General features: G+C 69.6%; 10 protein-coding genes. 6 read left to right on the top strand and 4 right to left on the bottom strand.

The window, feature by feature from the left end:
• Positions 1-100 precede the first annotated feature (100 nt).
• Complete coding sequence (locus tag ABZ937_RS24935; protein ID WP_361695413.1) at positions 101-1,324, top strand: alginate lyase family protein; 1,224 nt, start codon at positions 101-103, stop codon at positions 1,322-1,324.
• 296 nt (positions 1,325-1,620) lie between these two features.
• Here ABZ937_RS24935 and ABZ937_RS24930 read toward each other — a convergent pair whose 3' ends face one another.
• From ABZ937_RS24930 to ABZ937_RS24920, 3 genes are all read right to left on the bottom strand, one after another.
• A complete protein-coding gene (locus ABZ937_RS24930) occupies positions 1,621-2,127 on the bottom strand; it encodes an N-acetyltransferase (RefSeq protein ID WP_361695411.1) in 507 nt (168 codons plus the stop codon).
• Between the two features lie 283 nt (positions 2,128-2,410).
• The gene (locus tag ABZ937_RS24925; RefSeq protein ID WP_361695409.1) at positions 2,411-3,535 is read right to left on the bottom strand and encodes a DUF2235 domain-containing protein; all 1,125 of its coding nucleotides are present in this window, start codon (positions 3,533-3,535) and stop codon (positions 2,411-2,413) included.
• A 9-nt stretch (positions 3,536-3,544) separates the two neighbouring features.
• Positions 3,545-4,438 carry a DUF6424 family protein gene (locus ABZ937_RS24920; protein ID WP_361695407.1) on the bottom strand — a complete coding sequence of 298 codons (894 nt, stop codon included), beginning with the start codon at positions 4,436-4,438 and terminating at the stop codon, positions 3,545-3,547.
• Positions 4,439-4,715: 277 nt separating this feature from the next.
• Between ABZ937_RS24920 and htpG the strand changes: the two genes are divergently transcribed.
• From htpG to ABZ937_RS24900, 4 genes are all read left to right on the top strand, one after another.
• Complete coding sequence (gene htpG, locus ABZ937_RS24915; RefSeq protein WP_361695405.1) at positions 4,716-6,626, top strand: molecular chaperone HtpG; 1,911 nt, start codon at positions 4,716-4,718, stop codon at positions 6,624-6,626.
• An 84-nt stretch (positions 6,627-6,710) separates the two neighbouring features.
• A complete protein-coding gene (locus ABZ937_RS24910) occupies positions 6,711-7,334 on the top strand; it encodes a TetR family transcriptional regulator C-terminal domain-containing protein (protein ID WP_361695403.1) in 624 nt (207 codons plus the stop codon).
• Positions 7,335-7,574: 240 nt separating this feature from the next.
• Positions 7,575-8,081, top strand: coding sequence for a hypothetical protein (locus ABZ937_RS24905; protein ID WP_361695401.1), 507 nt, complete (start codon positions 7,575-7,577; stop codon positions 8,079-8,081).
• A gap of 71 nt (positions 8,082-8,152) precedes the next feature.
• Positions 8,153-10,798 (top strand): glycosyl hydrolase family 28-related protein, encoded by a 2,646-nt coding sequence (locus ABZ937_RS24900; protein WP_361695399.1) that lies wholly within the window; start codon positions 8,153-8,155, stop codon positions 10,796-10,798.
• A gap of 31 nt (positions 10,799-10,829) precedes the next feature.
• On the opposite strand, the gene ABZ937_RS24895 is transcribed toward ABZ937_RS24900, so the two are convergent.
• A complete protein-coding gene (locus ABZ937_RS24895; RefSeq protein WP_361695397.1) occupies positions 10,830-11,777 on the bottom strand; it encodes a LysR family transcriptional regulator in 948 nt (315 codons plus the stop codon).
• Between the two features lie 71 nt (positions 11,778-11,848).
• Between ABZ937_RS24895 and ABZ937_RS24890 the strand changes: the two genes are divergently transcribed.
• Positions 11,849-12,736, top strand: coding sequence for an SDR family NAD(P)-dependent oxidoreductase (locus ABZ937_RS24890; RefSeq protein WP_361695395.1), 888 nt, complete (start codon positions 11,849-11,851; stop codon positions 12,734-12,736).
• Positions 12,737-12,836: the final 100 nt, after the last annotated feature.

Below are 12,836 nucleotides of genomic sequence, written 5' to 3'. Positions count from 1 at the left end.
CAGTCGTCCCCACTTGACGGCCCCATGGTCCGTACCTATGGTCCTCGTCATCCCGAACGTTCAAGAAGCCGCATAGCGTTCACATACGAGGACGGTTCAGATGCAGGACAAGGACACCCCCGCTCGGCGCCGCCGTAAGTCCCCGCGTTCCGCTCTCGCCCTCGCGGCGGCGGGCACCCTGCTCGCCACCGGGCTCCTCTCCTGGCCGGGCACTCCGCGGGCAGAGGCCGCTCCCACCACGTTCGCGCACCCCGGCGTCACCGTCTCCCGGGCCCAGCTCGACTTCGCCCGCGGCAAGGTTCTCGCCGGTGCTCAGCCCTGGAAGGGCGCGTACGACCAGATGATGGCGAGCAAGTACGCGAGCCTCAGCCGCACACCCCTGCCCCGCGCCGTCGTGGAGTGCGGTTCGTACTCCAACCCCAACTACGGCTGCACGGACGAACGTGAGGACGCGATCGCGGCCTACACCGACGCGCTCGCCTGGTACATCACCCGCGACGAGCGCTACGCCAAGAAGGCGATCGAGCTGATGGACGCCTGGTCCGCGGTGCTGAAGGACCACACCAACAGCAACGCCCCGCTGCAGACCGGCTGGGCCGGCTCCTCCTGGCCGAAGGCCGCCGAGATCATCAAGTACACGTACACCGGTACGTGGGCCAACTCCGGCCGGTTCGCGACCATGCTCCGCACCGTCTATCTGCCCGAGATCATCAACGGCTCGAACTCCAACGGCAACTGGGAGCTGTCGATGATGGAGGCGGCCGTCGGCATCTCCGTCTTCCTTGAGGACAAGGCGTCGTACGACACCGCCATGGCCAAGTTCCGCACCCGCACCGCCGCCTATGTGTACCTCGCGTCCGACGGCGACCTGCCGAAGACCGTACCGAGCCAGAACCTGAACACCCGCGACAAGATCGTCTCCTACTGGCAGGGCCAGTCCACCTTCGTCACCGGACTCACCCAGGAGACCTGCCGCGACTTCACGCACACCGGATACGGCATCTCCGCGATCTCGCACGTCGCCGAGACCAGCCGGATCCAGGGCCAGGACCTGTACGGCACCGACGTCGGCGAACGGCTGCGGCAGGCGCTCGGCTTCCAGGCCAAGTACGAACTGGGCACCGCCGTCCCGAGCTGGCTGTGCGGCGGGACCGTCAAGCGGGGGCTGGGCCCGATCACCGAGGTCGGCTACAACGCCCTGCACAACCGGCTGGGCATCGCCATGACCAACACCCAGACCCTGACCGGACAGAACCGTCCGGCGGGCAGCAACAACCTCTTCGTGGCGTGGGAGACCCTCACACACGGGGACAACCCGAACTGACCGACCCCTGGCCACTGATCGGCTCCGGGATCGGCTCCGGTTCCTGAGCGCGGTTCAGTCGTTGTGCAGCGCGTGGAACGCGAACAGATGCCCAAGCGACGCCGGTTGGGACGTGGTGCGCCGCACCTTCAGGATCAGCTGCCCGAGGAACCCGCGGGGCGGAGGTTGTCGTTGCGGGAGCGCGCGCGTCGGCTGGAGGATCCGGCATGGGGTTCGCCGAGAGCGCGACGCCGCGAAGTGACGGATGCTGCGAAGGCCGGGCGGGGCGCCGAAGGGCGCCGCCGCCCGGCGGTGGGTCAGATGCCGAACGGCGCCGCGTAGCGGACGGTCCCGCTGGGCAGCGGGTGACCGGCGTCGAGGGTGAGGGCCATCAGGGCCTCGTCCGGGACGTCGATGGTCAGGCCGATGCCGTGGGCGGATGCCCGCGTGAAGCCGAACCGGGGGTAGTACGGCGGGTGCCCCAGCACGACGACGTAGCGCTCACCCATGTCCTCGGCCGCCGCCAGGGCGGCGCGGACGGCCGCGGATCCGGCGCCGGTGCGCTGGTGCTCGGGCAGTACGGCGACCGGAGCCAGGCACAGCGCCGGGGTGTCGGCGATGTGGCAGCGGGTCAGCAGGGCATGGCCGACGGGAGTTCCTCCGTCGTCCGTGGAGACGAGGGACAGGCCCTCGATCCAGGAGGAGTCGGCGCGCAGCGCGTCGACGAGGTCGGCCTCCAGGGAGGTCTCGAACGCGGCGAGGTCGATGTCGCGGATGGCCGGGATGTCGGCGCTGGTCTCAGCGCGCGTGATCCAGTTGCGCATGATGGATGAAGATCCGTTCAGAGGTGTGTTCGTGCGAGTCCCGCGAGCTCACGCTCTCAGCGAGGACGGACGAGGATGAGGTCAGGCCACGGCCCGGGACGTGAGGGAGACCCGGACGCTGCACACGGTGGCCTTGAGCGCGGTCATCAACCTCACCTCCCTGATCTCTCTGATCTCTCTGCTCCTCATCAGCACGTACGGACACGATGGTACAGGACGCGTCCCGGCCTCTGCGGCGGGCAGGCCGCGCTCCGGACCGCCGCGGTTCGGTCCCCGTGGCCTGTCAGCCGCTCCTCGGCGGCGCGGGCTTGGTCCAGTCCGGGTCGGCCCAGCGGGCCGATTCGGCGGGGTCGGGAAGGTTCCGGCCGTAATGGGGGTCGCGCTCACGGCGGAGCCGGACGCTGGTGTGCAGTACGGCGTCCGAGGGTATGCGGCGCGAGCGCCGGCCGACCAGGATCCACAGCGGGCCGTTGGGGTGGATGGCGGCGTCCGCGAAGTCCTCGGTCACCGCGCACGCCTCCGCGTACGCGCCGGGGCGGAACAGCAGGTCCTGGGCGACGCCATCGGTGATCCACTTGAGCGTGATGGTCGAGAGCAGCGGGGCGCCCTGAGCGTGCGGAAAGGTGCCGCCGATATCGGAGTGCACGCCGGCGAACCACATTTCCTGCGCCGTCTCGCTGAGCGGCTCCGGGCGGCGTGTCACCAGGAACTCGCGGTACGGGCGCCGCATCTCGTCGAGGGAGACGGCGTGCCGGATGCGCGCCGCGTTGGGGAGCTGGTGCGTGTACGGCCAGTGCAGCGTGCCCAGGCGCAGGATGCCGGCGGCCTTGACCGTGTCCCAGACGCCGAGATAGGCGATGGGCAGCGCGTGGTGGGAGACCTGCCGCGGATCGTTGCGTTTGACATCCGCCCACAGCGGCTCGTGCTCGGTCCGCCGGCAGAACGCGTGCGAGAAGCGCGCCACTTCCCGCTCACTTCTGTCGATGTCGTGATTGAAGGCGTACTTGGCCACCGCGTAGGGAACGAGGTTCTCCGAGCCGGGCCGCATCAGCCCCGGCTTGTTGAGCATTCCGACCAGCGCGCGGGCGGTGTAGGCGCCACGGCTGAAGCCGAAGACGTACACGAGGTCGCCCGGCTCCCAGTGCTGCATCAGGTAGGTGTACGCCTCGGCGAGGTTGGCCTTCAGCCCGGTGCCGAAGGCGAGGCCGGAGAGGCGGGACAGCTTGCGGCCGACCGGACCGTGCACCGTGGCCGACGACATGGTGCCGACGCCGGGGTCGTAGTACAGGAGCTGGCGTGCGGGGTCGTCGGCCTCCAGCATCTCGAACAGCCGGACGACGTTGGTCGGATACCGAGCGCCCACCTGGTTGCTCGTCCCGTCGAGGCAGACGACGATCCTTCGTGGCATGGGAACCCCTCAACCGCCCCCGGAACCATGGCCGTCACCGGGCGCGCGATGTGCTGACAATGGTCCGGACGCGGAGCGCTGCCCTGGCTCGATCTGCCCGGCGAACGCCTGGAGCGCGGGCGAGCTGTTCGGCGGCAGGACCGCCATCAGCCCCTGTTCCTGCGCCTCGGCCAGCGTGTCCGCGGCCTGGCTGCCCTCCGAGGCGAGCACCAGACGCACGTGCCCGTCACCGGACCCCCGCCGATCGACGGGCGTCACGGCCCCGTGCGTCCCGTCGGGCAGCGTCACCCACAGCTGGAAGTCGTCGTACCGGAAGAAGTCCGCGCCCTTCACCGGCCACGGATAGTGGTGCTCACCGGGCACCTTCGGCAGGATCCCCTGGTGGTTCCCATGGCTCATCGGCACACACGCGTTGAAGAGCGAGTCGGTCCACGCCTCGACGCCGTCGGCGTCCTCGATCGGGGTGCGCAGCAGTTCCTCGGCCTCCTCGTAGCCGAGTTCCGCCAGGGCGGGCAGTGTCTCCGGGAAGCCCGCCACGAGTTCGGCCGCGTCCTGGCGCAGCCGGTCGACCCTCGACGGCTCGGCGCAGAACTGCATGCTCCACTCGATGCCCACGCGGGCCCGGTACATCCGCCAGCCGCCCCGCGTCATCACCCACAGGCTGCCCCCGTGGTGCATCTCCCAGTGATCCGGCTCGACCGGCCGGGGCCCGTACGGCAGGTCCGCGTCGTCCATCTGGTCGAGAATCCTGTGCGCCGTGCGTTTCGCGGCCTTGAAGAACGACGACTCGAAGCGCTTCGGGTGTTCGACCAGCCGGATCCTCCAGGGATGGTTCTCCGACTCGACGCCGCCAGGCTTGATCGTGTCGGGCATCTGGGACCGGGCCGTACCGGCGCGGGTCATGATGGCCTCCTCGTGCCGCCCGCGGGCCCCGGGTACGGTCCGCGGTGCCGAGTGCCCCCTGTGATTATCGTGCTCCTTGGGGCGGGAGTGCGCGAGCCGGGGGCGAGCCGTTGTCGTACCCCACTACGGCCTGGACGGTCGTCGCTCACCGCCACAAACGCCCGGGACACCGTGCGGATCCAGCCACCGACCCCGGATTCCGGCCACTGCCCTGACGTGGTGTTTTACAGTGGCTGGCACCAGTTCCGGCGATAGGACCTATGAGGTATTCGCGAACATGTCGACTGAGACGTTTGAGTTTCAGGTAGAGGCCCGTCAGCTGTTGCAGCTGATGATCCACTCGGTCTACTCGAACAAGGATGTCTTCCTACGGGAACTCGTCTCCAACGCCTCCGACGCGCTGGACAAGCTGCGCCTGGAGAAGCTGTGGGACGACTCGCTCGACGCCGAGGTGTCCGACCTGCACATCGAGATCGACATCGACAAGGACGCCCGGACCCTCACCGTTCGGGACAACGGCATCGGGATGTCGTACGACGAGGTCGGGCAGCTCATCGGCACGATCGCGAACTCGGGCACCGCGAAGTTCCTTCAGGAGCTGCGGGAGGCCAAGGACGCGGCCGGCGAGGAAGGGCTCATCGGCCAGTTCGGCGTCGGGTTCTACTCCGGCTTCATGGTGGCGGACGAGGTCACCCTGCTGACCCGGCGCGCCGGCGAGAGCCAGGGCACCCGCTGGACATCGCGCGGTGAGGGCACGTACACGCTGGAGACGGTCGACGACGCGCCGCAGGGCACCTCGGTCGTGCTGCACCTCAAGCCGGCCGACCCGGAGAACCAGCTCCACGACTACGCCTCCCCGTGGAAGATCAGGGAGATCATCAAGCGGTACTCGGACTTCATCACCTGGCCCATCCGGATGGTGCCGGAGGCATCCACCGCGGCCGACGCGGCCGACGAGACGCCGGAGCCCGAGACGCTCAACTCGATGAAGGCGCTGTGGGCGCGCCCGCGCGACGAGGTGTCCGACGACGAGTACCACGAGCTGTACAAGCACATCGGCCACGACTGGCGCGACCCGCTGGAGACGATCCGGCTCCAGGCGGAGGGCACCTTCGAGTACCAGGCCCTCCTCTTCCTCCCCGCGCACGCACCCCACGACCTGTTCACGCGTGACTTCAAGCGCGGCGTGCAGCTCTACGTCAAGCGCGTGTTCATCATGGACGACTGCGAGGCGCTGCTTCCGCCGTACCTCCGCTTCGTCAAAGGCGTCGTCGACGCGGCGGACCTCTCGCTCAACGTGTCCCGCGAGATCCTCCAGCAGGACCGCCACATCGAGATGATGCGGCGACGGCTGACGAAGAAGGTCCTGTCCACGGTCAAGGAGATGATGGCCAAGGACCAGGAGCGGTACGCCACGTTCTGGCGGGAGTTCGGCACGGTCCTGAAGGAGGGGCTGATCACCGACTCGGAGAACCGCGACGCCATCCTCGCCGTCGCGTCGTTCGCGAGCACGCACGACGACTCCGAGCCGACCACGCTCAAGCAGTACGTGGAGCGGATGAAGGACGGTCAGGAGGACATCTACTACCTGACCGGTGAGTCCCGGCAGAGCATCGAGAACTCCCCGCACATGGAGGCGTTCCGGGAGCGGGGCATCGAGGTGCTCCTGCTCACCGACGCCGTCGACGAGGTCTGGGCCGACGCCGTCGGCGAGTACGAGGGCAAGAAGCTGCTGTCCGTCGCCAAGGGCCAGATCGACCTCGACGCCAAGGACGAGGACGCCTCGGACGGTGAGCGGGAGAAGCAGACCGAGGAGTTCGCCGGTCTGCTCGGCTGGATGAAGGAGCAGCTGGACGAGGACATCAAGGAGGTGCGCCTGTCCTCGCGCCTCACCGTCTCCCCGGCCTGCGTCGTCTCCGACGCGCACGACCTGACCCCGGCGCTGGAGAACATGTACCGCGCGATGGGCCAGGAGGTGCCCAGCGCCAAGCGGATCCTGGAACTCAACCCGGGTCACCAGCTGGTGAAGGGCCTCAACGCGGCGTACAAGGAGCGCGAGGACCACACGGAGCTGGCCGAGACCGCCGAACTCCTGCACGGCCTGGCGGTGCTCGCCGAGGGCGGCCAGCCGAAGGAGCCGGCCCGGTTCGTCAAGCTGATGGCGGACCGTCTGGAACGCGCGCTGTAGCTCTCGGCTCAGTCCCTTGCCCCGGACACGTACCGTACGACCGTCTGCTAAAATGGCAGACGGTCGATCGGTAAGGTGTGGTGCATGAGGAAATCCGCCGAGGAGGCCCGTCGTACCCGTGACCGCATCGTCGACGTCGCGGTCACGGAGGCGTCCAGCGTGGGACTGTCCGGACTGACCATCGGATCACTCGCGGAGACGCTCGACATGAGCAAGGCCGGGGTCGTCGGCCCCTTCGGTTCCCGTGCCGACCTCCAGCTCGCCGTCCTGACGCGGGCAACGGACATGTTCATGGAGGCGGTGGTGGAGCCCGGCCGCACCGCCGGTCCGGGTCTGCCGTGCCTGCACGCCGTGATCGACGCATGGTGCGACTACCTGGCCCACAGCCCGTTCCCCAACGGCTGCTTCGTGACGGCGGCCTCCTGCGAACTGGACGGACAGCCGGGCGAGCTGCGCGCCCACCTCCATGACGTGGTGGCCCGCTGGCGGCACTTCCTCGGCGAGCAGATCAGGGCCGCACAGACGGCCGGCGACCTCGCGGCGGACCTCGACGCCGACGATCTGGTGTCCACCCTGACGGGGGTCGCCATGGCCGCCAACCAGGAGATCCAGCTCCTCGGCGACGAGACCGCGGCGCCGCGCGCTCGACGCCTGATGCGCGCGGCGGTCGCGTCGTACCGCTCCGGGAGCACTTCGCCCGCCGGGTGAGATGCTGTTGGGTATGCAGGTGTTCGCGGGGGCATCGCGGCCGAGAGGGATGCGTAGCGTCCGCCGGACACCGCGGAGAGCCCTGCTACAGGTGCGACTCCAGGGCTGCGTAGACCTCCGCCAGGCGTCCGCACCGGCCTGCGGGTCGTAGTCGTCCGGACGGTCTGCGCAGGCGAAGCCGTGCCGGGCGCGCCCTAACGCCGTGCGCCTCACCGCAGGACGGTCACAAGGAGGGGCGGGATGGCGAATGATCTGCAGTTCAGCTGGGAACTGAGCGGAAGCGGTTGGGCAATCTGCCGCATCAAAGACGACTCTGCGGAGCGGAAGGACGTCGTCAGCTACTGCACGGACGCCCTTTCCGACCTGCTGCACGGCGTGGCCGGTCTCTACGGCCCCATTCCCGTCCAGCGCTTCTCCTTCGATCTTGAGCCAGCCGAAGTGAGGTGGGTGCTGCGAAGCAGGGGCACGGACGTCGACATGGCGATCCACCGCTTTCCCGATATGGCCACGAGCTTCGATGCGCCCGACCGAGCGGGGACACGCGTTTGGGGTTCCACGCAACCCCGGACCATGCTCGGTCACGCCGTACTGGAGACTGCTCAATCAGTACTGCGGCTCCACGGTGAGGACGGTTATCGGGCGAAGTGGGCCCAGCACCCCTTTCCCGTCGCCGCACTTCAGGACCTGCGCCGACTGCACCTCCAGCACGACGGGTGTGAACGCCCGCACGATGCGGCTCTCGCGTAGAGGCTCGGGGACAACCTCTGGTTCGGCGGAACGGCCCCGCCGATATGCGCCTTCTGTGTAACCTCGGTCACATGGTGGAAGCGCAAGTCCATCCGGTGCGAGTCAATGTGCAGGACTTCGGGGCCGTACCCGACGGCGTGACCGATTGTTCGGAGGCGTTCCAGCGGGCAGTCGACGCCCTCGATCCCAATCCGTTCCTGGGCGGCGGGACCGTCTACATTCCGGCGGCGGAGAACTTCTACGTCCTGTCCCGCTCGGTCATCGTCGACCACCCTCGCGTCCGCGTCGTCGGCGAGTCCCGCGAGCGCTCGGTCGTGGAGACGACGTCCTACAGCCCCGCATTCATCTTCGGTCTGCCACGCGGCAGCAAGCAGCATCCGCTCAGCCGCGATCACTGGGTGGACCTGCACGGGATCCTCGACGACTCGGCGTTCGCGGGCGGGGTCGGCCGTTGGGGATACCGCACCAAGGCCGACGAGGTCTGCACCGTCTCGTTCCCCGCCTCGCCGTTCGCGTTCGGTCCGTCCGGAGGGAAGTACTGGCACAGCGTGCGGCAGTTCACCCTCGACTTCGTGGTGCGGAACAACGCCGGGCCCTGGGCGGACCACCAGCAGTTGTTCGGCCTGGTCGACGCCGTGGGCGAGCCCGGGCCGTGGTTCGCGCAGGTGAGGGTGCTGCCCACGGGCGCGGTCATGCGGTTCTGCTTCCGCACCGACGACGGGCTGCGCCGCGAGATCAGGGTGCCGATCCAGGCGGACCAGGCCGTGCTGCGCTGCTCGCTGCAGCTCGATCTCGGCACCGGCGCCGTGGCGGCCTGGGTCGACCACGGTCAGGTCGCCCCGGACCTGGACCGGATCAACGAGGGCTGGCCGACCCCTCAGCGGCCCAGCGGCACGCTCGCGTTCGTCCCGAACTGGTACTCGCCGTTCAACCTCGCCACGCTCACCCCGAATTCGAACGGCGTGCGGGGGACCGGGCGGATCGAGGTCGACCCGAACATCGACCTGACCTTCGGCGCTCTGCGCTTCTCGAACGTTTTGCAGTACGCGGATGCGATGGGCCGGCCGCAGCGCACGACGTCGGGCACCGCGGTCACCGACTCGATGTGGCTGAACGCCTCGGCCGGCGAGTTCGCCCGGCTGCCGATGAACGAGGACGTCCGGCTGGGCGGTGCCGGCCTACCGGACTTCCAGGTGCCGTGGGCCGCGAAGGACGGCGGCAACGGCTTCGGCGTGATGGTCTCGTCCAGCCTGGCCGACCCGGACACGTTGGGCACGCACTCCGTGACGAACCTGACGATCAACTGTGGTCGCCGGTTCGGCAACCAGTACGGCCAGGGCATCGCCGTGGGCCAGGTCTACTACTTCGCGGTCGAGAACGTCACCCTGGCCTTCGGCGCACAGGGCTTGGGTTCCTACAACTTCGGTGTCAGCTATCCGGTCGATCTGCGCATGTGCGACTTCCAGTTCCACAGCGACGCGGGCATCTACAGCTGGCGCCACATCCTGCACGGCAGCAGCCTGAGCTTCGGCGGGTACGGCCGTTCCGCCGTGAAGGCCTACCTCGGCAACGTCACTCTGCGGGACGTCTTCTGCGCGGGATCCAGCGACTGCGTGTCTCCTGTGAGGCTGTACGAAACGGTCGGTCAGTTCGACAACTGGCAGTTCGACTTCGAGGGCGACGGCGTCCAGGACAGCTACTTCTGGGCGACGATCGCCGACGCCATCGGCGGTCCGACCCAACTGGCGATCCGCGACTGCCAGGGCGTCAACGGCGACCCGACCGCGGTGGCCGTACGCCTCGTGGCGGCCGACCGCAACGGAGGGATCGCCACCTCTTTGCGCCGGGCCGGATGGTGCACCATCGAGCGGTCGTTCAACAACTACCTGTCGCCGACGATGCGGGCGGTGGTCGCGGTCGACGGACCGCTGTGGAGCGGCGTCTACACCGGGCTGCCGCCCGCCCGGCCACAACTGGTCGTCACCACGGCCGAACCCGGTGCCTCCGCACGCATCGGCGTGGGCGTGGTGCCGCCCGCCCAGACGGTGCCCGCCGTCGCGTCCGACCCGATCCCCACGCTGCCCGGCCTGCTCGGCTACTACCGGGCCGAGGGCCTGACCGTGCCGGGCACGGACGGCAGGCCGCGCCTCGCGGCCGACGGCGATCAGATCCCGCAGCTGACCGACCTCGGGCCGGGCGGCAACCACGGCACCGCCATGCGATCACCGGCGGTGTTCGAGCCGGGCGCGGTCAACGGCCTGGCCGCGTTGCGCTTCACGGGCGGCTGGTACAAGTTCCCCGGCCACACCGGAACCGATGGCACGGCCACGGTCTTCCTGGTCACCAAGGGCGCCGCGCTCGTCGAGACCGGCACCCTGCGGCTGTGGGTGTCGCAGTGGCAGCAGTACAGCCCCGCGGCCACCGCGGCCGTCTATCCGCACACGTCCGACGTCGACTGGGTGGTGCAGGCGGTACGGTTCAGCACCTCGGGCGGCCGGATCCTGCGGTGCTGGACGAACGGGCACGTCGCCGACACCCAGCGGCTGGACACCGTGGGAGACGCACAGTGGACGGCGCCGACACTGGGCACGATCCTGGGCACAGACGTCTACCGAGGACTCTTCTCGACCCTGGTGCACTGCGCCTCCGCGCTCAGTGACGACCAGGTCGAGCTGGTGAACAGGTACCTGCTGCACCGGCACGCGATCGCGGTCTGAGGAGGGCGGCCCGGGTGGCCTGACAACGAGATCACTCAGGGCGGTCACGAGCCTGCGCCCCAGCCGAGTCGGTGTCCAGGGCCGTCGCGCGGAGGGCGGCTGCCACGCGGGTGACCTGTTCGGTCGGCGGGTGGGGGAGACGGGCCAGGAGCACGCGCCGCACCTCCTGGGGGCCGCCTCGGACCGGGAGGAAGCGGACGCCCGGCGGCGCGGCAGCGGCGAGGGTGGCGGGCGCGGTGGTCAGGCCGCAGCCCGCGGCCACCAGATGGAGCTTGGCGAGCCAGTCGCGGGCCGTGTGGGCGATCTCGGGTCGCTCGTCCAGGCCCGGCCATACGCCCATCAGCCGGTCCTCGCCCGAGGAGGAACCCGCGATCCAGCGCTGCCCGCGCAGGTCGGCGACATCCACGAAGTCGCCGCGAGCCAGCGGATGGGTGGCGGGCACGGCCAGACACAGGGCGCGTTCGGCGAGTGTCTGCAGCGCGAGCGGGGGTGACTCGGTGTCCGGGGGACGGAACGGCGGTGCCGACGCGAGCAGGGCCAGGTCGAGACTGCCGGCCCGCAGGGCGCGCACCAGCGCCGGGGTGCTGCCTTCGCGGCCGACGACCCGCAGGCCGGGGTCTGTGTGGCGGAGTGCGGCCAGGGTGCGGGGCAGCAGGACCGCGCCGGCGCTGGGGAACCATCCCAGGCGGACCGTCCCGGCCTGCCCCGGGAGTCCGGACAGCTCTCTCGCGGTCGCTTCGATCTCGGCGAGCACGACGCCGGCGCGGCGCATCACGACGCGGCCGGCTGCCGTGAGCCGTACTCCGTCGCGCCGCCGTTCCAGCAACTCAGCGCCTGCGACCCGCTCGATGGCGGCGATCTGCCGGGACACCGCCGACTGGGTATAGCCCAGTGAGGCGGCGGCAGCGGTGAACGTTCCCTGCTCGGCCACGGCGCGGAAGACGCGCAACGCGGTCAGTGACACATCAGTGAAGTCCATGACGATCGCGCATACTAGCCTTGCCGAACTTTCGTTGGACGCATGGTCGCAGCGTTTCTAGCGTTGCGGGCATGAACAGTTCACGCATCGCCCTCGTCACGGGCGCCAACCAAGGACTCGGCCGCGCACTCGTCGAGGGGCTGGCCGCCCGTATGGATCCCGACGACCTGGTCCTGCTCACCGGCCGTGACCACCAGCGCGTGACGGACGCGGCCCGCGAGGTCGCACAGCTGCCCGGTACCCGCGCCCGTGTCCAGGGCCGGGTGCTGGACGTCACCGACACCGACGCCATCTCCCGGCTCGCCGAGGACCTCCGGGCCCGGTACGGCGGAGTCGACGTCGTCGTCTCCAACGCGGTCGCCCGCGTGCTGCCCGAGGAGTCGCAGGCCGAGCGTGCCGACGAGTTCATCGACGTCTCCAACACCGCCACGCACGCCATCCTGCGCTCGTTCGGCCCCGTCCTGCGCCCGGGTGGCCGGCTGATCGTCGTGGCCAGCAGCCTCGGCACCCTCGGTCACCTCGACCCACGGCTGCACCACCTGTTCGACAGCGCGAGCCTCGACCAGGTCGAGTACGCCGTCGAGTCCTGGCGCGGCGCCGTCCACAACAGGACCGCACGGGAGGCGGGCTGGCCGATCTGGCTGAACGTGCCGTCGAAGGTGGCGCAGGTCGCCGCCGTTCGCGCGGTCGCCGCCGAACGCCGCGCACACGATCTCGCCACCGGCACCCTGATCGCGGCCGTGTGCCCCGGCATGGTCGACACCGCGACCTCCCGCCCCTGGTTCAGCGACTACAGCCAGGCCCAGTCGCCCGCCCGGGCCGCCGGAGCCGTACTCGACCTGATCCTCGCCGAACCCGTCGACCCCGCCCTCTACGGCGAACTGGTCCGCTTCGGCAAGGCCTTGCCCTGGCACGACGGCACGCCTCTGGTGGAGCAGGACCGCCTGGTCACCCCCTGAGCACGCGGCACGCACGGTTCCGTACACAGCAGTGCATTGGCATGGACCTGACTCGACGTAACGGCTAGGCTCTGCCCCGCCACACATGAGAGCGCTCTCA

Source organism: Streptomyces sp. NPDC046727 (assembly GCF_040645635.1).
Classification (GTDB): Bacteria; Actinomycetota; Actinomycetes; order Streptomycetales; family Streptomycetaceae; genus Streptomyces.
The sequence above is the reverse complement of the archived record's forward strand: the minus strand, read 5'-3'. Positions and strand labels throughout refer to the sequence as shown.